At 41.5% G+C, this 19,247-nt stretch carries 21 protein-coding genes; 15 read left to right on the top strand and 6 right to left on the bottom strand.

Translation table 11 applies throughout. The annotated features are described in order from the left end of the window. Nucleotides 1–22: 22 nt before the first annotated feature. From smrA to H3302_RS10745, 3 genes are all read right to left on the bottom strand, one after another. Nucleotides 23–604, bottom strand: coding sequence for a DNA endonuclease SmrA (gene smrA, locus H3302_RS10755; protein WP_036967020.1), 582 nt, complete (start codon nucleotides 602–604; stop codon nucleotides 23–25). A 148-nt stretch (nucleotides 605–752) separates the two neighbouring features. Then, entirely contained in the window at nucleotides 753–998 is a 246-nt protein-coding gene (locus H3302_RS10750) for a hypothetical protein (protein WP_036969134.1), read from the bottom strand. A gap of 100 nt (nucleotides 999–1,098) precedes the next feature. Then, nucleotides 1,099–1,542 carry a hypothetical protein gene (locus tag H3302_RS10745; RefSeq protein WP_036967023.1) on the bottom strand — a complete coding sequence of 148 codons (444 nt, stop codon included), beginning with the start codon at nucleotides 1,540–1,542 and terminating at the stop codon, nucleotides 1,099–1,101. Nucleotides 1,543–1,700: 158 nt separating this feature from the next. Between H3302_RS10745 and H3302_RS10740 the strand changes: the two genes are divergently transcribed. Further along, nucleotides 1,701–2,084 carry a response regulator gene (locus tag H3302_RS10740; protein WP_036967027.1) on the top strand — a complete coding sequence of 128 codons (384 nt, stop codon included), beginning with the start codon at nucleotides 1,701–1,703 and terminating at the stop codon, nucleotides 2,082–2,084. Between the two features lie 63 nt (nucleotides 2,085–2,147). Here the strand turns inward: H3302_RS10740 and rpsT are convergent, their stop codons facing one another. Continuing rightward, entirely contained in the window at nucleotides 2,148–2,408 is a 261-nt protein-coding gene (gene rpsT, locus H3302_RS10735; protein WP_036967030.1) for a 30S ribosomal protein S20, read from the bottom strand. Between the two features lie 285 nt (nucleotides 2,409–2,693). Here rpsT and murJ point away from each other — a divergent pair, with 285 nt between their 5' ends. From murJ to H3302_RS10670, 13 genes are all read left to right on the top strand, one after another. After that, complete coding sequence (gene murJ, locus H3302_RS10730) at nucleotides 2,694–4,232, top strand: murein biosynthesis integral membrane protein MurJ (RefSeq protein WP_036969136.1); 1,539 nt, start codon at nucleotides 2,694–2,696, stop codon at nucleotides 4,230–4,232. Between the two features lie 73 nt (nucleotides 4,233–4,305). Next, a complete protein-coding gene (gene ribF / locus H3302_RS10725) occupies nucleotides 4,306–5,232 on the top strand; it encodes a bifunctional riboflavin kinase/FAD synthetase (RefSeq protein WP_065978564.1) in 927 nt (308 codons plus the stop codon). A 25-nt stretch (nucleotides 5,233–5,257) separates the two neighbouring features. Beyond that, entirely contained in the window at nucleotides 5,258–8,083 is a 2,826-nt protein-coding gene (gene ileS / locus H3302_RS10720) for an isoleucine--tRNA ligase (protein ID WP_065978563.1), read from the top strand. 9 nt (nucleotides 8,084–8,092) lie between these two features. Beyond that, a complete protein-coding gene (gene lspA / locus H3302_RS10715; protein WP_036967038.1) occupies nucleotides 8,093–8,593 on the top strand; it encodes a signal peptidase II in 501 nt (166 codons plus the stop codon). Next, nucleotides 8,590–9,030: an FKBP-type peptidyl-prolyl cis-trans isomerase gene (gene fkpB, locus H3302_RS10710; protein ID WP_036967041.1), complete on the top strand. Its 441-nt coding sequence runs from the start codon at nucleotides 8,590–8,592 to the stop codon at nucleotides 9,028–9,030. Before lspA ends, fkpB begins: the two co-directional genes overlap by 4 nt. Then, nucleotides 9,030–9,959, top strand: coding sequence for a 4-hydroxy-3-methylbut-2-enyl diphosphate reductase (gene ispH / locus H3302_RS10705; RefSeq protein WP_036967044.1), 930 nt, complete (start codon nucleotides 9,030–9,032; stop codon nucleotides 9,957–9,959). Before fkpB ends, ispH begins: the two co-directional genes overlap by 1 nt. A gap of 38 nt (nucleotides 9,960–9,997) precedes the next feature. Further along, nucleotides 9,998–11,026 carry a sensor histidine kinase gene (locus H3302_RS10700; RefSeq protein WP_036967049.1) on the top strand — a complete coding sequence of 343 codons (1,029 nt, stop codon included), beginning with the start codon at nucleotides 9,998–10,000 and terminating at the stop codon, nucleotides 11,024–11,026. Further along, nucleotides 11,023–11,733 (top strand): LytTR family DNA-binding domain-containing protein, encoded by a 711-nt coding sequence (locus H3302_RS10695; protein WP_036967053.1) that lies wholly within the window; start codon nucleotides 11,023–11,025, stop codon nucleotides 11,731–11,733. The genes H3302_RS10700 and H3302_RS10695 overlap by 4 nt, the downstream gene beginning before the upstream one ends. 157 nt (nucleotides 11,734–11,890) lie before the next feature. Beyond that, complete coding sequence (pilV, locus tag H3302_RS10690) at nucleotides 11,891–12,445, top strand: type IV pilus modification protein PilV (protein ID WP_036967056.1); 555 nt, start codon at nucleotides 11,891–11,893, stop codon at nucleotides 12,443–12,445. A gap of 1 nt (nucleotide 12,446) precedes the next feature. Next, complete coding sequence (locus tag H3302_RS10685) at nucleotides 12,447–13,436, top strand: PilW family protein (protein WP_036967059.1); 990 nt, start codon at nucleotides 12,447–12,449, stop codon at nucleotides 13,434–13,436. Beyond that, on the top strand, nucleotides 13,424–13,906 hold the full coding sequence (locus H3302_RS10680) for a type IV fimbrial biogenesis protein PilX (protein WP_036967062.1): 483 nt from the start codon (nucleotides 13,424–13,426) through the stop codon (nucleotides 13,904–13,906). The genes H3302_RS10685 and H3302_RS10680 overlap by 13 nt, the downstream gene beginning before the upstream one ends. A gap of 18 nt (nucleotides 13,907–13,924) precedes the next feature. Continuing rightward, nucleotides 13,925–17,188 (top strand): PilC/PilY family type IV pilus protein, encoded by a 3,264-nt coding sequence (locus H3302_RS10675; protein WP_405127520.1) that lies wholly within the window; start codon nucleotides 13,925–13,927, stop codon nucleotides 17,186–17,188. Beyond that, the gene (locus tag H3302_RS10670) at nucleotides 17,172–17,594 is read left to right on the top strand and encodes a type IV pilin protein (RefSeq protein ID WP_036967068.1); all 423 of its coding nucleotides are present in this window, start codon (nucleotides 17,172–17,174) and stop codon (nucleotides 17,592–17,594) included. Before H3302_RS10675 ends, H3302_RS10670 begins: the two co-directional genes overlap by 17 nt. 23 nt (nucleotides 17,595–17,617) lie before the next feature. Here the strand turns inward: H3302_RS10670 and H3302_RS10665 are convergent, their stop codons facing one another. Both H3302_RS10665 and H3302_RS10660 read right to left on the bottom strand, forming a co-directional pair. Beyond that, on the bottom strand, nucleotides 17,618–18,151 hold the full coding sequence (locus H3302_RS10665; protein WP_036967071.1) for a GspH/FimT family pseudopilin: 534 nt from the start codon (nucleotides 18,149–18,151) through the stop codon (nucleotides 17,618–17,620). A 71-nt stretch (nucleotides 18,152–18,222) separates the two neighbouring features. After that, complete coding sequence (locus tag H3302_RS10660) at nucleotides 18,223–18,768, bottom strand: GspH/FimT family pseudopilin (protein ID WP_036969138.1); 546 nt, start codon at nucleotides 18,766–18,768, stop codon at nucleotides 18,223–18,225. A gap of 137 nt (nucleotides 18,769–18,905) precedes the next feature. Here H3302_RS10660 and glnB point away from each other — a divergent pair, with 137 nt between their 5' ends. Further along, entirely contained in the window at nucleotides 18,906–19,244 is a 339-nt protein-coding gene (gene glnB, locus H3302_RS10655) for a nitrogen regulatory protein P-II (protein WP_036967074.1), read from the top strand. Nucleotides 19,245–19,247 lie beyond the last annotated feature (3 nt).

Genomic DNA, 19,247 nt, shown 5'->3' with positions numbered 1-19,247 from the left:
TGATTACATCTAAATTATGTTATTAACTTCTCTTAGAATGGCGCTCTCTATTCTCGTGCTTTTTCTCATCTGACTTTTTGATCATTACATAGGTAGCACCGTTGCCACCATGCTGCTTAAGTGCGCTGTGAAACGCAAGTACAGCGGGTATTTCTTGTAGCCACTTATTGGTGTAGCTTTTTAAGATACCCGGTTTTGATTTATTTTTAATACCAATTCCATGGCGAATTAACACCACGCGAATATTGCGCAGGTGGCAATCATTAATAAAATTGAATAAGGTGCTACGGGCATGTTGGAGTGCCTGTCCATGCAAATCTAGGGTTGCATCAAGCTGATATTTCGCTAAGCGAAGATTTTTATAAACTTGGGCTTGAACGCCATCTTTCTTGAACGCTAAAACTGCGTGTGGATCAAGTAATTCAACGAACTCACTGCGAAGGTAGTTTTCATCGATTGCGAGATCAGACTCAGCGGCTTTACGTTTTTCTTGTTGTGACAGAGAAGGGCCTTGCTTGGTGGTATCGAGTTTTACAGTATCGTGCTTGAGAGGCTTTACATCTTCCATAGAAGAGAGAAATAAGTCGAAGTCGTTTAATGACATAAGGCACCTCTAAAATATCTTTATACGGAATATATGGTATCTCAGTTCAGTCATATTGTAAGTAAAAAAAAGCCCAAACATAGCGATGTTTGGGCGTAAAGGATGATAGAAGCGTTAAAGTGTTCTATCAAATAATCTTGGGAGAAGATTAACCTTGATTAATATTCAATTGGCCAAAAGTGTAGACCTTGAATAAATAAAATGTGTTGATCAACACTAAGCTCATATTTGAGATCACACTTGATGACATCAGATCTAAACTAAACGATAAAAATAATAAACTACACGCGCTAATAGCAGCAAAACGCAATAAGGTTAACTGATTAATAAAAAAAGCACCTAATCCTAGTGCAAGTAACGTAAAGTTTAAAAGCCAATCTAGCTCGTTTAGCATGGTCGTATCTAATAGTGTCTGTGTTGAAAAAGGAGCGCCATTATGGTGATCTTTTACACAGCTTTCAACCAAGTAATTTTTTATTTTCAGATTAGATTTTTTAATCCATTATTAGCTTTTTCATTGCCGCAAAAAAACCGCTTTGCTCTGTTACACGGTATTTTTGGCAGCTCGCAGGGTCGCGTTTATCTTGGCATAAGTAAATCACATTACGGCTAAGGTCTGCACGGGGTATAAGGGTTGAGTCAAAGAGGTTTGCCCCGAAGCCAAAAACACCTGGCCAATACACGCTTTGAGATACCATCCCTAGTTTTTCATAGGTAATGAGAACGGGCTTGGGCGTAATTAGCATAATTAATACAACAGCGGCAATTGCATACCAACGGCTTGCACTTTTTTTAACCGGTTCGGAGGCGCCAGCCTGCTGCACCGTTTGGGGGGGGACACGTTGCGGGTTTGCAGGTCGTCGTTTTGTTGTCGATGTTGGTTTTTTTCGTGCTGGTGTTTTACCTAACAGCGATTGTTTTTTTATTTTATTAGACATAAAGCTTATCTGGCCTTTTATACATAGCTCTCTATAATGAGATTATAACGAAGTTTTTGATATAATAGTCAAATTCAGATCATATAACACTGATTGTCTTATTGCGTCACAGAGTTACATTCAATTAGTGTGAACCTTTATTGCTTAAGAGGAATAGTATGGATACGCAGCTTTCAATTCTTATTGTTGACGATGTGGGAACAGTCCGTAGCTTTTTAAATCAAACGCTCATGCACTTGGGGATTGATGACGTGCGTGAGGCTTCAACGGCTGCGCAGTGTTTAAGTGAATGTAAAGAGAAAGAGTTTAATATCATTTTTTTAGATATTGAATTGCCAGATGGCGATGGTAAAGAAATTATTTCTCATATTAACGACATTTCACCAGAGGCGAATGTGGTGATGGTGTCAGCCCATTCAACAGTTGAAAATGTGAAAGATGCAATTGATAAAGGCGCTAAAGGGTTTGTTGTTAAGCCGTTTACACCGAAGAAAATTGCGGCAATGTTGAAAAAGTTCTACCCAGAGCTGGAAATTGTGTAACGTCAAATTTCAGGTAAAAAAAAACCGGCAAAAGCCGGTTTTTTTATATCTTTCAAAAACAAATTATAGCGCTTTGATTTTAGCTGCTAAACGGCTCTTATGACGAGCTGCTTTGTTTTTGTGGATTAGACCTTTAGTTGCGTAACGGTCTAGGATAGGTGTTGCAACAGCAAATGCTGCTTGTGCAGCTTCTTTGTCGCCCGCTTCAATTGCAGCAACTACTTTTTTGAAGTAAGTGCGCATCATTGAACGACGGCTTGCGTTATGTTGACGATTTTTTTCGCTCGTGATAGCGCGTTTTTTTGCAGACTTGATGTTAGCCAAGGTTTGCTCCTAACAATCTTAAAATAAGCTTAATTTAAAGGCCGTGGAATATGCCTGTTTTTATCATGAATGTCAATGAATTTTTGACAGCTCAAGAAAAACTGCTCCTTATAACGAACATCAATTTGCCGCTTTAGCAGTTAATATCGCCATTGTAACAAAGCGTCGTGTCCGAGCCTAGTGCTTTAGAGATATTTTAGGCATAATCGCCCATCTTAAAGGTTTTTTGATAATAGGTTTAAGGTGGCAAAAGGATTATTTCGTTCCGGGATGATTGTCAGTGCGATGACGATGATTTCGCGTATTTTAGGGTTAGTTCGCGATGCGGTTGTTGCTAACTTGCTGGGTGCAAGTGCGGCAGCTGATGTGTTTTTATTTGCTAATAGAATCCCTAACTTTTTACGACGTCTATTTGCCGAAGGCGCATTTGCACAGGCATTTGTGCCCGTATTGTCTGAAATAAAAGAGCAGCAAGGTGACGACAAGGTTAGACTCTTTGTCGCGCAGGCTGCGGGCACTTTGGGCACAATTTTGCTGCTCGTCACTTTATTTGGTGTGATAGCCTCGCCAGTGATTGCCGCTTTATTTGGTACTGGCTGGTTTATTGATTGGTGGCAAGGGGGAGAGGATGCCGCTAAGTTCGAATTAGCGAGTGCGTTATTAAAGCTCACGTTTCCGTACTTGTTTTTTGTGAGTCTTGTTGCTCTTAGTGGCGCAGTAATGAATGTGTATAACCGCTTTGCCGTGGCCGCATTTACCCCTGTATTATTGAATATTTCAATTATTGCCTGTGCTATTTTTCTGCATGATAAATTTGCAGTAGGTGCTTATGCATTAGCAATAGGGGTGTTCATTGGTGGCTTGGTGCAACTGATTTTTCAGCTGCCATTTTTGTATCGAGCGGGCATGTTGAGCCGACCTAAGTGGGGGTGGCAAGACGAAAATGTCGTGAAAGTACGAAAGTTGATGTTACCGGCCTTGTTTGGTGTATCGATTAGTCAAATTAATTTATTGCTCGATACCATGATTGCCTCAATGCTTATGACAGGCTCTATTGCGTGGCTTTACTATTCAGACAGATTGATAGAGTTCCCTCTTGGGTTATTCGGTATTGGTATTGCAACAGTGATTTTACCGGCACTGTCTAAACTACATAGTACGAAAAGCACGCTTGATTTTCAGCATACGCTTGATTGGGGGGTGCGATTTGTTATTTTCTTAGGTTTACCAGCCATGTTTGGTTTAATGGTGATAAGCCCGTTGATCATCACGGTGCTTTTTGACCATGGTGCGTTTCAAGACGGTGAAATTGATCACGTTCAAGCGGTTAGTTATGGCGTGATGGCGTACTCGGTAGGGTTAGTCAGTTTTATGTTAATCAAGGTGTTAGCGCCTGGTTTTTACTCGCGACAAGACACTAAAACCCCCGTGAAAATAGGCATAAAAACCTTGGTTCTAAACATGGTATTTAACATCATGTTAGCGCCTTTTATTGGTTATTTAGGGTTAGCTTTAGCCACGTCTATGTCGGCCAGCTGTAACGCGTTTTTACTTTATCGGCAGTTACGCAAAGAAGGGGTTTATCAGTTTTCTTCAATGAGCGTCGGTTTTACATTTAAGTGTTTGTTTTCGAGTATTTTGATGGCGACTGCGGTATGGTATGCAGGTCAGCACTTTGCATGGCGAAGCTGGCACTTTAGTGAACAAGTTATGTTGTTGGCAGGGCTGCTTGTGCTGGCTGTATTGGTATACTTTGTTGTGCTCTTTATTTTAGGAATACGACTAAATACGATAAAAAGTGTTGCAACTACTGAATCCAACTAAAAAAAAGATTATAATCGGCGCTTCAAGCCCGATGAACATGTTTTGGGCGTGCTGACAAAGGCAAATAGGTGGCATGGAGTTAATTAGAGGTATTCATAATATTCGCGCACAACACTATGGTTGCGTGTTAACGATTGGGAACTTTGATGGTGTGCATTTAGGCCATGCTGAAGTGATTAAAGGCTTGCTACTTGATGCGCAAAAACATCAGTTACCCAGCACTGTTATGTTATTTGAGCCTCAGCCACAAGAGTTTTTTGCTAAAGATAACGCACCCGCTCGATTGACACGTTTGCGTGATAAGCTTCGATTGTTAGCAGAGCTGGGTGTTGAACGCGTAATTTGTATTAGTTTTAATCAGCAGTTTGCTAACATGGAAGCAGAGCAGTTTGTTAACGAAGTCTTGGTTGATAAGCTCGGCGTGAAAGCGCTCACTGTCGGTGATGATTTTTGTTTTGGAAAACGTCGCAGTGGTGACTTTGCGTTGCTAAAAAATATGGGTGCAGCGCTGAATATAGATGTTAAAAGTACGGCCAGCTTTCGTCGTCTTAATGACAGAGTAAGTAGCACACTAATCCGCCATGCGCTAGCAGCAGGGCAATTAGAAGAGGCTAAAACGATGCTGGGTCATGGGTATGCGATTTCTGGACGTGTTATTCACGGTTGGGCAAAAGGCCGTGAGCTTGGTTTTAGAACGGCAAATATTGCCTTGAAACGTCAAGTATGCCCAGTAAATGGCGTATTTGCGGTGAAAGCGACCGTTGGCAATGAACAGCTGTTTGGGGTTGCAAATATTGGCAACAAACCCACATTTAACGGGACACGCGCATTATTAGAAGTTCACCTTTTTAACTTTGCGCAGGACATTTACGGACAATTTATGCATGTGGAGCTTGTAAAAAAGCTTCGCGATGAGAAAAAATTCGAGACATTAACACAACTGACGGCGCAGATTGCAGATGATGTAACCGCCGCTAAGCAGTGTTTTGGTTTAAATTAGGTAGCCGATACGGAAAGTAGGATTAATGAGCGACTACAAACATACTTTGAATTTACCGGAAACAGCGTTTCCAATGCGCGGCAATTTGGCACAACGTGAACCAACTATGCTTAAAACATGGTATGAAGACGATCTATATGGTCAAATTCGCAGCGCTAAAAAAGGTAAAAAAACCTTCATTTTGCATGACGGCCCTCCGTATGCAAACGGTGACATCCATTTAGGCCACTCTGTAAACAAAATTCTTAAAGACATTATTGTTAAGTCAAAAACCTTGTCTGACTTTGATGCACCTTATGTGCCTGGTTGGGACTGCCATGGTCTACCTATTGAATTAATGGTTGAAAAGAAAGTTGGCAAGCCTGGTGTTAAAGTGTCAGCGGCTGAGTTTCGTGAAAAATGTCGCGAATATGCTAAAAAGCAAGTTGAAGGTCAAAAAACAGACTTTAAACGCTTAGGGGTATTTGGTGATTGGGACAAGCCTTACCTGACCATGAACTTTGACTTTGAAGCGAATGCAATCCGTGTATTAGGCCGTATTATTAAAAATGGTCATTTACACAAAGGTGCTAAACCGGTTCATTGGTGTACAGATTGTGGTTCAGCACTTGCTGAAGCAGAAGTTGAGTACCAAGACAAACAATCACCTGCTATCGACGTACGCTTTGAGTTTGCAGATCAAGATGCCGTTATTAACGCATTTGAACTTGCCGATGGTCATCAAGGTACAGGCGCTGTAAGCACTGTTATCTGGACAACTACACCGTGGACACTTCCTGCCAACCGCGCAGTGGCTGTTCATGAGAAGCTTGAGTATGCATTAGTTCAAGTTGATGACGAGGGCGCGCAACAGCGTTTGATCTTAGGCTCTGAACTCGTTAAAGATGCGATGGATCGTTACGGTTTCAATCATTACCATGTACTGGGTTATGTTAAAGGTGCTGCCTTAGAAAACTTACACGTTGCTCACCCTTTTTATGACTTTACAGTGCCTGTGATTGTTGCTGATCACGTAACGACAGATTCGGGTACGGGGGTTGTTCACACTGCACCTGGTCATGGTCAAGAAGATTTCGCGGCTGGTCTTGCATATGGTTTAGAAGTAGCAAACCCGGTGGGTGCAAATGGTGTTTATTTACCTGATACGCCACTGTTTGCAGGTCAACATGTATTTAAAGCCAACGCGAGTGTTATTGATGTATTAACAGAAAATAACGCGCTGTTGCATCATCATGCACTCAATCATAGTTACCCACATTGCTGGCGTCATAAAACGCCAATCATCTTCCGTGCGACACCACAATGGTTTGTAAGCATGGATCAAGCGAACCTTCGTCAAGATTCATTGAGTGAAATCAAAAAGACAGAGTGGTTACCTGAGTGGGGTGAAAGCCGCATTGCGAACATGGTTGAAGGCCGACCTGATTGGTGTATTTCACGTCAGCGTACATGGGGTGTACCTATTGCGTTGTTTGTTGATAAAGACACAGGGGCGTTACACCCGAATACGCAAGCATTAATCGAAGAAGCGGCTAAGCTAGTTGAAAAATCAGGTATTCAAGCGTGGTACGATTTAGACCCCGCAACATTACTTGGTGATGACGCTGATCAGTACATGAAAGTACAAGATACCTTAGATGTTTGGTTTGATTCAGGTGTGACTCACGCGTGTGTTGTTGATGCACGTGAAGACTTGACGGGCCCAGCAGATCTTTACCTTGAAGGGTCTGACCAACATCGTGGTTGGTTTATGTCGTCAATGATGACATCGGTTGCAATTAATGGCCATGCACCTTACAAGCAAGTGTTAACGCACGGCTTCACCGTTGATGAAAACGGCCGTAAGATGTCTAAGTCACTGGGTAATGTTATTTCACCGCAAAATGTGATGAACAAGCTGGGTGCTGATATTCTTCGCTTATGGGTTGCATCAACTGACTTTACTGCAGAGATGACGGTTTCGGATGAAATCTTCAAGCGCTCGGCAGATCGTTACCGTCGTATTCGTAACACGAGCCGTTACTTACTTGCTAACTTAAATGGTTTTGATCCAAAAACAGATCATGTTGCTATCGACGATATGGTTGAACTAGACCGCTGGATTGTTGGTCGTGCTGCCGAGTTACAAGATGAAATTTTAGCTGCTTACGACAAGTACCAAATGTTACTTGTAACGCAAAAATTAATGAATTTCTGTACGGGTGAGCTTGGTTCATTCTACTTAGATGTAATCAAAGACCGTCAATACACAGCGAAAAGCGATAGCCATGCACGCCGCTCATGTCAAACAGCGCTTTATCACATTGCAGAAGCAATGACGCGTTGGATGGCACCAATCTTAAGCTTCACTGCACAAGAGATTTGGGAAGCATTACCGGGCGAACGTGATAAATTTGTATTCACATCAGTGTGGTACGATGGGCTTAAAGCCTCTACGCAAGGTAAGTTCAGTAACGATGATTGGCTCACAATTCTGAATGTACGTGATGAAGTGAACCGCGTATTAGAAGCGGCGCGTAAAGAAGACATCATTGGTGCGACTTTACAAGCAAATGTCAGTATTTATGCAACTGAAGCGTTAAGTTCAAAACTTGCCGCATTAGGTGATGAATTACGCTTTGTATTATTAACTTCTGGTGTCACTGTTGAAACGGTTACTGAACAACCACAAGGTAGCCAAGCAACTGAAATTGATGGCTTGTTCATCAACGTTACAGCAACAACGGCAGAAAAATGTGAACGTTGTTGGCATTACTGTGATGATGTAGGTGCTGAGCCTGCTCATCCTGAAATATGTGGCCGTTGTGTTAGCAATGTTGATGGCGACGGTGAACAACGTCAGTTCGCATAGGAGTTGTTTGTGAGCAAACTAGCCGGAAAAAGTGGCTTAGTATGGTTATGGCTGAGTCTACTACTTTTAGTAGTAGACCATGCGACAAAAACACTTGTTGTAAATACTATGACCTACAAAGAATCTATTGAAATTTTGCCATTCTTTAATTTTACCTATGTGCATAACTATGGTGCTGCCTTCAGCTTTTTAAGTGATGCTGGTGGTTGGCAACGCTGGTTTTTAAGCTTAATTGCTGTGGTTATTAGTGTGCTTTTAACATGGTGGTTAAAACGTTTACCTGCCAGCAATAAGGTGTTGTGCTCTGCGTATGCACTTGTACTCGCGGGTGCGATTGGTAATTTATACGATCGTATTGTTTATGGTTATGTCATAGACTTTTTGCATGTGTATTATGAAAATTGGCACTTCCCAGCATTCAATATTGCCGACAGTGCAATTTGTATCGGTGCAGCATTACTTTTATATGATGCCTTTACAGGCGAAAGTCCTAAGGAGCAAAAAGCATGAGCCAAGCAGTAATTGGTGAAAAGTCTGAAGTGATCTTCCATTTCTCAATTAAATTAGAAGATGGCTCAGCAGCTGATTCGACGAAGGTGCACAATAAGCCGGCAAAATTAAGAATGGGCGATGGTAGTCTAACCGCCAACTTTGAAAAGTGTTTGTTAGGCCTAGCCGCAGGCGAGAGTAAGTCATTTGAACTTGAACCTGAAGATGCCTTTGGGCAACCAAACCCAGATAATATTTACTATGTAGACCGCAGTAAGTTTGGCGCTGACACTCCAGCTGAGGTGGGGAACATTATTGCCTTCACTCAACCTGATGGCACTGAATTACCAGGACTTGTCCGTGAGGTACAAGGTGAGTCTGTAACGATTGATTTCAATCATCCACTTGCTGGCCAGCGTTTAACCTTTGAAGTCGATATTTTAGAGGTAACAGGGTAATGGATATTTTATTAGCTAACCCACGTGGTTTTTGTGCAGGTGTTGACCGCGCAATCAGTATCGTTGAGCGAGCACTAGATATCTTTGAAAAGCCTATTTATGTGCGACACGAAGTGGTGCATAACCGCTATGTAGTAGACGGTCTTAAAAACCGCGGTGCTGTATTCGTTGAAGAACTTGATCAAGTTCCTGATGACAGCATTGTTATTTTTAGTGCTCACGGTGTATCTCAAGCGGTACGCAGTGAGGCTAAGCGTCGTGAATTAAAAGTTTTCGATGCAACCTGTCCGCTAGTTACCAAAGTACATATGGAAGTAACGCGCGCGAGCCGTAAAGGCATCGAGTGCATTTTAATAGGTCATCATGGTCACCCTGAAGTAGAAGGCACCATGGGGCAATATAATAACGAAGCAGGGGGGATCTACTTAGTAGAAACACCGGAAGATGTTGCAAATCTGACGGTTAAAAATCCTGACAATTTATTTTATTGCAGTCAAACAACCTTGTCGGTTGATGACACTGCCGATGTTATTGATGCTTTACGTACAAAGTTTCCTGCAATTGATGGTCCGCGTAAAGATGATATATGTTATGCGACACAAAACCGTCAAGATGCGGTGCGTGACTTAGCAGATAAAGTTGATGTGTTACTGGTTGTGGGAGCTAAGAATAGCTCAAACTCAAATCGTTTACGTGAACTTGCAGATAAAATGGGCACTAAAGCGTATTTAATTGATGATGCAAGTAACGTTGAAGCTGATTGGTTTAACAACGTCAATGCCGTAGGGGTTACTGCGGGCGCATCTGCACCAGAAGTGTTAGTGCAGCAAGTAATTACTCGTCTAAAAGAATTGGGTGGAAACCAAGTTGTTGAAAACCCTGGCGAAGAAGAGAATATAGTATTTGCCGTTCCTGTTGAGCTACGCTAATCTAAACGAGTAGTTAACAACAGATACTAGGAGAGCCCATGAGCACACAGCCAAATCAAAACGGCTTGTTGATTGCGGCTCTTTTTCAATCCCGAGGTGTGCTTGCTACACTCGTGGTAAGTCAAGTTATTGCTATTTTACTAGCGTTTGCCCCTGCAACCGAAGGCGATGTATGGCTTCGTCTTGCCATTTTCAGTTTCTTTTTGCACTTAATCTTTCTGACAAGTGTTGCCGCACTGTATATTTTTAGAAAATACTTGGCACGCTGTTCTAATAATTTCCAACTACTTATCCTGACTATTTCATTATTGCTATCAACGTGTTTTTACAGTGTGGCTGTATTATCTCTCTTTGCAGATATTTATTATATTGAATCAGCAGGCTATTTTATCGCGAGTAATGTACTCATAATCTTTTTAGTGGCGGCATTATTTAGTCAATTTGTTGTTATACAAAACCAAAAAGAGCTACAAACCAAAGCATTAGCGCATGCTGAGTTAGATGCGTTACAAGCACGTATTCGTCCACACTTTTTATTCAATAGCTTGAACACAGCTGCCGAGCTAACGCATTATGATGCCGAAGCCGCCGAGCAAGCTATTTTGGCTTTAGCTGCGTTATCACAAGCTGCAATGAAAAGCGGTAAAGCGATTTCTTTGCAAGACGAGCTGATATTATGTGAGCAATATATTGCACTTGAGCGTTGGCGTTATGGCGAGCGATTAACGGTTAATTGGCAGATGCCAGCGTGCGTCCCAGACGTTGAAATTCCGTGTCTAACGATACAGCCTATTATTGAGAACGCGGTGTATTATGGCCTTGAACCGGCTTCTGAGGGCACAAAAATTACCATAGAGATGCATATAACCGATAAAAGCTATACGTTTATTATTATTAATCCTGTGGTTGAAAATGCAGAGCAGCGCCGCGCTGGCAATGGCATGGCACTTGAAAACATTCGCCAAAGGTTGGCGCTGTTTTATCACTATCGCGCCAAGCTAACCACCACACATCGCGATAGTGAGTTTAGAGCTAAACTCGTTATTCCAAGGCAGGAAATTACATGAGCAATGTTTTGATTGTTGACGATGAACCGCTCGCTCGGGCACGTGTTAGGCGTTTATTAACCATGCATCCTAACTACCATGTTGTTGGCGATGCAGACAATGGTGAGCAGGCGGTAAAGCTGTGTAAAGAGTTGCAACCAGATATCGTGTTATTAGATATTAATATGCCAAAATTAAGCGGCTTAGAGGTCGCAAAGGCATTAAAGCTGCTTGCTATACCTCCGGCTGTGGTGTTTTTAACGGCCCATTCTGAACATGCTCTAGAAGCATTTGAGTTAGCGGTAGATGGCTATTTAGTAAAACCTGTAACCGAGCAAGCACTTACAAAAACCTTACTGCAACTTAGCAAACTAAATCGTACACAAGTTAATAGGCCTGTTCATTCACATATCACTTATCAGTTAGCGGGTGCTATGCGCCGAGTCAATATCGACGATGTGGTGTGCTGTGTTGCAGAGCAAAAATATACGCGACTCATTTTTGTTGGCGGTGAAGCTATTATCGAGCATAGCTTGAAACAGCTTGAAAGTACGTACTCACAACAATTATTGCGTATTCATCGTAATACCTTGGTTAATAAGCTGCATATACAGAGCCTTCATTGCTCTGTGTCAAGTGGTCATCATTTAAGAGTGCGACATTATGATGAACCTCTCACCATTAGCCGCCGAGCACTTAAAACCGTAAAACAAGCGATGGGTGAATAGTTTTATCACACAGTTTTACGGTGCCAATTTTCGATGCTTTTTAGTCGGTATGTACGGACCGCTTATCAATTAATTTGACCGTTCATCTAAACCCTCATTGCTATTTATTATTGTCCTTTTATGCTTATTGTATGGAAATCTATGAGCTGATTTTAATATGACACGGCATTCACATGTTCAAGGCTTTACCTTAGTTGAAGTACTTATTGCTTTTGTGATTTTAAGCTTTGGGTTGTTAGGCGCTGTAGCGCTGCAGGCAAAAGCTAAGCAAGCTAGTTTTGATTCAATGCAGCGTGCTGCAGCGGTGGCGTTAGGGAACGATATTATTCAACGGATGCGAGCAAACGATTCCACAGGATTTGCAGCCCTCTATAATGGCACTTTCACAAGTGACACTGCGTTAAATACCAATTTACAATGCTACAACGCAGCGTGTAATGCTCAGCAACTTGCAGCCCTTGATAAACAGCAATGGGTGCGGGCTATCCAAGCGCGTGAAAATACCGGGGCGCTAGATGATGCAACGGTGTGTATCAAGAGCACGCCTGTCGCAGCGGGTAATGCAAGTGAATTTAATATTAACGTGGTGATCAGTTGGCAAGGTCGACAAGCAATTAAAGCAAATGCAGGTACGTCGGCAATTGAATGCGGTGCAGCCAATGATAAGCGTCGTTTAATTGTACTTGAAAGCTATATTTACTTAAGGTCTTGATATGAGAAAGCATGCAGGATTTACGTTAGTTGAAATGATGGTTGCGCTATTTATAGGCGGACTTGTTTTAGGTGGCGTTATGTTCACCTATATTAGTATGAAAGTGACCACGCGTGACACCATGACAATTGGTGAGTTACAAGAAACAGGCCGATTAGCGATTAATATTATGCAACGTGATATTGAGCAAATAGGCTTTTGGGGAACGTTTTATGAAGACTCGTTTTCGCCAGCAAATACAGAGTCAACCGCTAATCCTACTCCCGATTGTTCTCAGGGGCTTAACAATGGCAGTTTCCCGGTTAAAACAGCTACGAGTAACTTTCGCTCGGTGTATGCAGTGTTAACCGCGACTGGTGATGCATTAGGCTGCATAAAAAACGCTAAAAAAAATACAGATGTTCTGCAGTTAAAGTTTCTTGAAGGTTTGCAAATTCGACCTGATGATACAGGTGCTGGCAGTTATTACTTTGTTGCCGAACAAGAAAGAGCTCAGTTTGTACAAGGGCCAATTGATGGTGCCTCACTTAATGTTAACGCGACTGTGTGGCGTTATCGTCATCACGTTTATTATATCTCAGAGCAAAATTACACAATAAATGACCAACCTGTCACTGTGCCCGTTTTAATGCGCAGACGTTTAAAACCAGGCTCAGGCATGGTTACAGAAACGATAATGGAAGGTGTTGAGGACATGCATTTTGTATTTGGTCTCGATACAACCAATAATAGTCGTGTTGATACGTATAAAAGTATTAACCAAATGACGAATACTGATTGGGAAAACCGTCATGGCATCTTAACTGTGCAAGTTTTCCTATTAGTCAGAGCGCTTACCCCAGATGGCGATTTAAATATTCAAAATCAAACGTATACCTTGGGTGAAGATCAAAGTAGTAGAGAGCTAACTTTTACTGATAATTACCGTCGAGCATTGTTTACCACGACTATTCGCTTAAATAATGTGGGAGCTAATTTATGGCGTATATAACGTTAGCAAAAAGACAACAAGGCGTTGTGTTAATTGTTGCTCTTATTATGGTTGTCGCGGTTACAGGCATTGCAGTTACTCTCATGAGTAGCAGTAGTATTGACATTAAAATCACCAATGCAGCACAAGAACGTGAAGCTGCAGAAAATGAGTTAATTGGCACGGTACAGCGCGTAATAGCCAACCAAGCTGCTGCAGGGGCAAATAGTGCCTTTTTTAAAAGAGCATCAGCAATACCTGGCGGAGTTCATGATTTAGGGAATATTGGCGATGCATCAAGTTCGATGGTTAATTTAAATAACGGCCCGAGTGATATTCCTTGTCCACGCAAGTTTAATTTTACAGCGGGTGTGTCATGCAACATGTTGCAAATAGATACGTCAATTACCTATGGCTCTAAAAGTAATCACACACTCACAATCACAACGGGTGTTGCTCAAGAGATGGTAGGCCGTAATTCAGGCCGTTAACGGAGACTCATGATGAAAATGAAAACGTTAGTGCGCAGTATACTGACTGGTTTTGTAACCTGTATGGTTACTGCAGTGTATGCTGAAGACATTGAGCTATACGTTAACTACAATGTTAGCAAAAATGAAAAACCGCGTGTTTTACTTATTTTTGACACCTCTGGAAGTATGGCATTTTCCTCTACAACAGGTGATGATTGTGGGCAAGATCGTAATGGCTGGATTGTCTGTAGTGATAGCCGTTTGGCTGCAGCAAAAAATGCAATGAATCAATTAATTGATACAAATCCGGATATTGACTTTGGGTTAATGCGTTACAGAGAAGTAAGTGGTGGTTATGTATTAAAAGGGATTGGTAGCCCTGCATCTGAAATTAAAAATTCTATTTCGAACTTACCTGCCAACGGAGGCACGCCACTGGCTGAAACACTCTGGGAAGCTTACTTATATATAACAGGCAAAGACTTGTTATACGCACAAAATGTAAATGGTAGAGACACTAGCATTGAATCAGCAATAAATAATCCGATAAAAAAGCAGGAGTGTAGATGGACTTGGTCAGGATATCGTTGTAAAGATGTCTGGATAGATAATTTTACTTATTCATATATCTCTCCCTTTGCTGATAGCGTCGCAGAAGCCAAACGATGTGATAACTCCGTTAATATCATTTACATGACTGATGGAGACCCCTCTACAGATAATGACAATGACAGTGATACAGATATTAGTAATCAACACAACTCATTATTTGGTAATGCTTTGGGGAGAAATGATTATATTTACAATAATTATCTTCACCAATTAGCCAAGGTGATACATGGTACAAAAGATATAAAAGTAGATTTATATCCTGCCACACCTGATATTCATGAAACAGGGCGTCTTTACACCATTGGTTTTGGCTCTGGTATGAGTGCTGAGGGCCAAAATTTATTGAAAGCAGCCTCAGAAACCTACGGTGGAGGCAAACATTTAGTGGCAGGCACTCCTGAAGAGTTGGTAAAAGCGTTGAATCAGGCTGTTTCGGCTATAAGAAAAGTGAATGATACTTTCACATCACCGTCCATTGCCAGTAATAATGTAGACCAAACACGTAGTCGTGATGGTATTTATTACGCGATGTTTTTTCCTAAAGAAGGCGCTCGTTGGCGAGGAAACCTCAAAAAGTTAAAAGTATCGGGTGATGAAATTGTTGATTTAAACGGTAAACCAGCACTTAATGAAGATGGCCTGATTGACGATGAGGCAAAAACGTTTTGGTTGCCTGTAAATGAAAGTGCAGATGGGAATAGCGTAGAACAAGGTGGGGCTAATTTGATGCTCTCTAACCTTTCATCGCGGACCATTTATACCGATGCCGGGAGCGCTGGATTAGTTGATTTTACTAAATCTGCAGTTTCCTCGGCACTAGGTGGCGACTTAGCGGCAGCGTTAAAGTTTAATTTAACTACAGCAACAAGTGTCAATTCGTTGACTCTTGGGCTCTTATCGACCGAGTTAGATAAAACGATTAAGTGGAGCCGAGGAATAGATGTGGATGATGAAGACGGTGATGGCAGTACCAGTGATCAACGACAAGATATTTTTGGTGATCCTCTGCACTCAAAACCTGTGACAATTGATTACGGTAATGATGATGTGCGCATTTTAATTGGCACCAATGCAGGTTACCTACACTTTTTTCAAGATAAAAATGATGTATTAAAAGAAAGCTGGGCTTTTATACCCAGTAGCTTATACAAAATTATTAAACCATTACGAGAGAATCAAGAAAAATCAAAGGTCTATGGTGTTGATGGACCTATTTCTGTGTTCTTTGATGATAAAAATGGTGATGGAGTTGTAAATGGCACTGATCGTGTTTGGGCGTTTTTTGGCTTAAGACGTGGCGGCAATAATTATTATGGACTGGATATTACAAACCCAGATTCACCTCGACTCATGTGGGGGGGACCGATTATTGGTGGAACGGGAGACTTTAAAGAACTTGCGCAATCATGGTCTAAACCTACGGTGACATACATTAACTTAAAAGGGTATGAAAATCGACCACTGCTTGTTTTTGGTGCAGGGTACGACACCAATAAAGACAATGTTCTGCGTACTGAAGACACAAAAGGGCGCGGTATTTATATTGTTGATGCACAGAGCGGCAAAAAAGTGTGGGCTTTAACGTCGAGTGAAAATGGCTTTGCAGGTAAACACAGTATTGCTTCTGATATTAGTGTTTTGGATTCTGATTATGACGGTTACACTGATCGATTATATGCATCCGACACAGGCGGTGATGTATGGCGTATTGATATGCCTTCAAATAGCCCAACGAGCACAGAAAGTCCTTGGACACACTTTAAACTTGCGAGTTTAGGCAGTGCACTTGCATCTCAAGATCGTCGTTTCTTTTATAAACCGATGGTTGCGAGAACAATGTTTAGTAAGGTCTCTGAAACAGACGTAAATGGTAAGTCGGTTAAAACACGTATTGATACCCCCTTTGATGCAGTATTACTAGGTAGTGGGAATCGCTCTAAACCAACGGGCACCACAACGAGTGATCAATTGTTTATGATCCGCGATATCAATACAGTGACGCGCTCATTCCAAAGCGATGAGATTCCAGCGGCGATCACCCAGGCTAATTTAATGAATATGGATGCTGACCCGTTTGGTAATGCACTTGATAGTGTAGATAAATTTACCGATTTAGAAGTTGAATTAGGTCAATACCATGGTTGGTATTATACCCTTCCAATGGCTGGTGAAAAATCACTGGCAGCAAGTACGGTTATTGGAGGAGTCGCTTATTTCACCAGTTACGCACCCGCTTCTTCAACAGAAACAGCGAATCAGTGTTCATTAACGGGAGGCTCAGGGGGATTATATGCGTTCCACTTACACTACGGTACAAAAGTGTATGATAGTCTAAAATTTACGACCTCAAATGATGTACCTGATACACCTCAGCTTTATTTCGGTGTTGGTGATAGCTGTGTTGATAGTAATAACAATGGTTTTTGTGATGGAAGCCCGGATGCTGATAACCCAGATGAGATTAAGGATACAGACGAAAAAGTCAAAGAGATGAGTCAGTTCTTAACCATAGGACCAGGTCTTAAAGGCGAGCAAAACCCCTTTAAAGTGAAAGAAATACAAGGTCCGGGTTTAACGGTTAAAGATGGAAAAATACAACTGGTTAATGATGCAACTCCGATTGGTTTTGGTTTTAAAACACAGCAAACCTATATTTATAAGCGAGAAGTAAATGACAAGAGTAACTAATAAAGTAAAAGGGTTTACCTTAATCGAACTGATGATTACCGTGGCAATTTTAGGCATTATAGCCAGTATTGCGTTACCAAGTTACTTTGAGCATGTTAAACGCACTGCCAGAACAGAAGCCATTACTGCATTACTTGATGCTGCCAATAAGCAAGAGCAGTTCTTTGTCGATAACAGGCAGTATACAACAACTTTGGCTAACTTAGGGGTCAGTGCTACAACTGAGAATAATTTTTATAAAATTTCAGTTGTTGTCGATAACAGTGCCGGTACATTCGCGTTTACTGCCACACCTGCAGCAGGACCCGTTTTGCAAGATGGTGAATGTGCAACATTAACTATTTCAGATACAGGATTAAAAACCTCAACGGGCTCTGCGAGTGCGAGCACCTGCTGGGGTAAGTAATCCCTCATTGAATAATTGAAATATCAGGATTGGCATTTGTTGGTGTCTTTTAGCCGAGTACGCCCAATAGAGCTTATTGAAATAGCAAGCCCTTTAAGGCTTGCTATTTTGTATTCAGGGCAGTACACAAAGGTGCCATTATTAAATCCCACAGGCATGCCATCTGAACGAAATGTGATTGAATGGCGGGGGTAAGTTAGCATATCAAGTTTATCGACTGCTTCAAGTTCCCAAATAATAGTATCACCTTCATCAAGCACTCCAATATCGCCCCTGTCGACAAATACGGTGAGTGCTTTGTGCCAATGCTCTCGATTGCATTGATTTTCTTGTAGCCCACAAAAAGTAACGTATGTGCTGTGGGTTTTTGCGTTATGGCGGCTTACGCTTAATGCGCGTTTAACTAAGTGAGTGCGGTTTTCTAGGCGACTTTTAGCTAGATAAGGCTTATATTCAAACAGCGCAATATTCATAAGTATTGCGACTATTGATAGCACCACTAAGCTTTCAATGAGTGTTGCACCATTTCTATGGTGCAACGTGTTTAAGGTCTCCATCCGTGAAGACTCCAAATTGTGACAGTTTAATTAACTATAGCTGGACCTAAAATGGTGTCAAATTATGGGGCTTAATCACAGGTATTTGTTGTATCACCTAGGTATAAAGCAGTGCCAGATTTAAATACCTGCAATGCTTTGTTGTTATCATTTGCGCCAGAAGGACAAAAAGTAAAGGTACCTGGATCAGAGGTGATCATACCGCTAGTATCAAAGATAAGTGCGTTATTGCCACTGAAACTCAGTTTACTCGTTTTAGGGATTTCTTGGAGGACTCTCAAAGTGGTATCGCCATTAGCAGGGTTATAACTGCCATTCTGATCTGAATCAAAAAATACAAAGACCGTGCCTTGGTCCCAATCATTAGAGCAATTCATTTCTGTATTACTCTCAATATTAGCTGTTGCTCCACTACAGACTACAACAATTGCATCGCTACTGGTGGCTTTTGCCCGTGCAAAGCTAATACTGCGCTTTAATTCTTGTAAGTAGCTTTCGGCGCGGTCATTTTCTAGCAAATCAGAGCTATCCCACAGTGCTATGGCAGCCACAATGCCCACGATTGCAATGGTGACCATCAGTTCGAGGAGTGTAAAGCCCTTTTGTAATGATTTCATTGTTGTCTCTACTTTTAATACTTTATTTAATAATATCATGATTGTTGATTTTATCACCGTATTTCATAGCTTTGTTTGCTATAGAGAGCCGTATTGTCTAAAATCGAGGCAATCAAGAAATAATAAGTAGCCTTAAAATGAAAAAAATCGAAGCAATTATTAAACCATTCAAGCTTGATGATGTTCGAGAAGCATTATCAGAGGTAGGCATCACCGGGATGACGGTTAGTGAAGTTAAAGGTTTTGGCCGTCAAAAGGGGCACACAGAACTTTATCGCGGTGCTGAATACATGGTTGATTTTTTACCCAAGGTAAAACTAGATATTGTACTAAGTGATGAAGACGTAGATAGAGCCATTGATGTGATTGTTAAAACGTCACAAACGGGCAAAATTGGTGATGGTAAAATATTTGTCACAGATGTTGAGCGTGTTGTGCGTATTCGTACCGCAGAAGAAGATGAAGACGCAATTTAACGA

The organism is Pseudoalteromonas sp. MT33b (genome assembly GCF_014117385.1).
Lineage (GTDB): Bacteria > Pseudomonadota > Gammaproteobacteria > Enterobacterales > Alteromonadaceae > Pseudoalteromonas > Pseudoalteromonas lipolytica.
This window is presented reverse-complemented; position numbering and strand designations above follow the sequence as displayed.

Bases quoted from the DNA above. Each gene is read 5' to 3' on its own strand.
- H3302_RS10665 (WP_036967071.1), bottom strand. From the start codon at position 18,151: ATGGAGACCTTAAACACGTTGCACCATAGAAATGGTGCAACACTCATT.
- ribF (WP_065978564.1), top strand. From the start codon at position 4,306: ATGGAGTTAATTAGAGGTATTCATAATATTCGCGCACAACACTATGGT.
- H3302_RS10685 (WP_036967059.1), top strand. From the start codon at position 12,447: ATGAGAAAGCATGCAGGATTTACGTTAGTTGAAATGATGGTTGCGCTA.
- H3302_RS10680 (WP_036967062.1), top strand. From the start codon at position 13,424: ATGGCGTATATAACGTTAGCAAAAAGACAACAAGGCGTTGTGTTAATT.
- H3302_RS10700 (WP_036967049.1), top strand. From the start codon at position 9,998: ATGAGCACACAGCCAAATCAAAACGGCTTGTTGATTGCGGCTCTTTTT.
- glnB (WP_036967074.1), top strand. From the start codon at position 18,906: ATGAAAAAAATCGAAGCAATTATTAAACCATTCAAGCTTGATGATGTT.
- H3302_RS10670 (WP_036967068.1), top strand. From the start codon at position 17,172: ATGACAAGAGTAACTAATAAAGTAAAAGGGTTTACCTTAATCGAACTG.
- H3302_RS10660 (WP_036969138.1), bottom strand. From the start codon at position 18,768: ATGAAATCATTACAAAAGGGCTTTACACTCCTCGAACTGATGGTCACC.
- H3302_RS10745 (WP_036967023.1), bottom strand. From the start codon at position 1,542: ATGTCTAATAAAATAAAAAAACAATCGCTGTTAGGTAAAACACCAGCA.
- pilV (WP_036967056.1), top strand. From the start codon at position 11,891: ATGACACGGCATTCACATGTTCAAGGCTTTACCTTAGTTGAAGTACTT.
- murJ (WP_036969136.1), top strand. From the start codon at position 2,694: ATGACGATGATTTCGCGTATTTTAGGGTTAGTTCGCGATGCGGTTGTT.
- fkpB (WP_036967041.1), top strand. From the start codon at position 8,590: ATGAGCCAAGCAGTAATTGGTGAAAAGTCTGAAGTGATCTTCCATTTC.
- H3302_RS10750 (WP_036969134.1), bottom strand. From the start codon at position 998: ATGCTAAACGAGCTAGATTGGCTTTTAAACTTTACGTTACTTGCACTA.
- smrA (WP_036967020.1), bottom strand. From the start codon at position 604: ATGTCATTAAACGACTTCGACTTATTTCTCTCTTCTATGGAAGATGTA.
- H3302_RS10740 (WP_036967027.1), top strand. From the start codon at position 1,701: ATGGATACGCAGCTTTCAATTCTTATTGTTGACGATGTGGGAACAGTC.
- ileS (WP_065978563.1), top strand. From the start codon at position 5,258: ATGAGCGACTACAAACATACTTTGAATTTACCGGAAACAGCGTTTCCA.
- H3302_RS10675 (WP_405127520.1), top strand. From the start codon at position 13,925: ATGAAAACGTTAGTGCGCAGTATACTGACTGGTTTTGTAACCTGTATG.
- H3302_RS10695 (WP_036967053.1), top strand. From the start codon at position 11,023: ATGAGCAATGTTTTGATTGTTGACGATGAACCGCTCGCTCGGGCACGT.
- ispH (WP_036967044.1), top strand. From the start codon at position 9,030: ATGGATATTTTATTAGCTAACCCACGTGGTTTTTGTGCAGGTGTTGAC.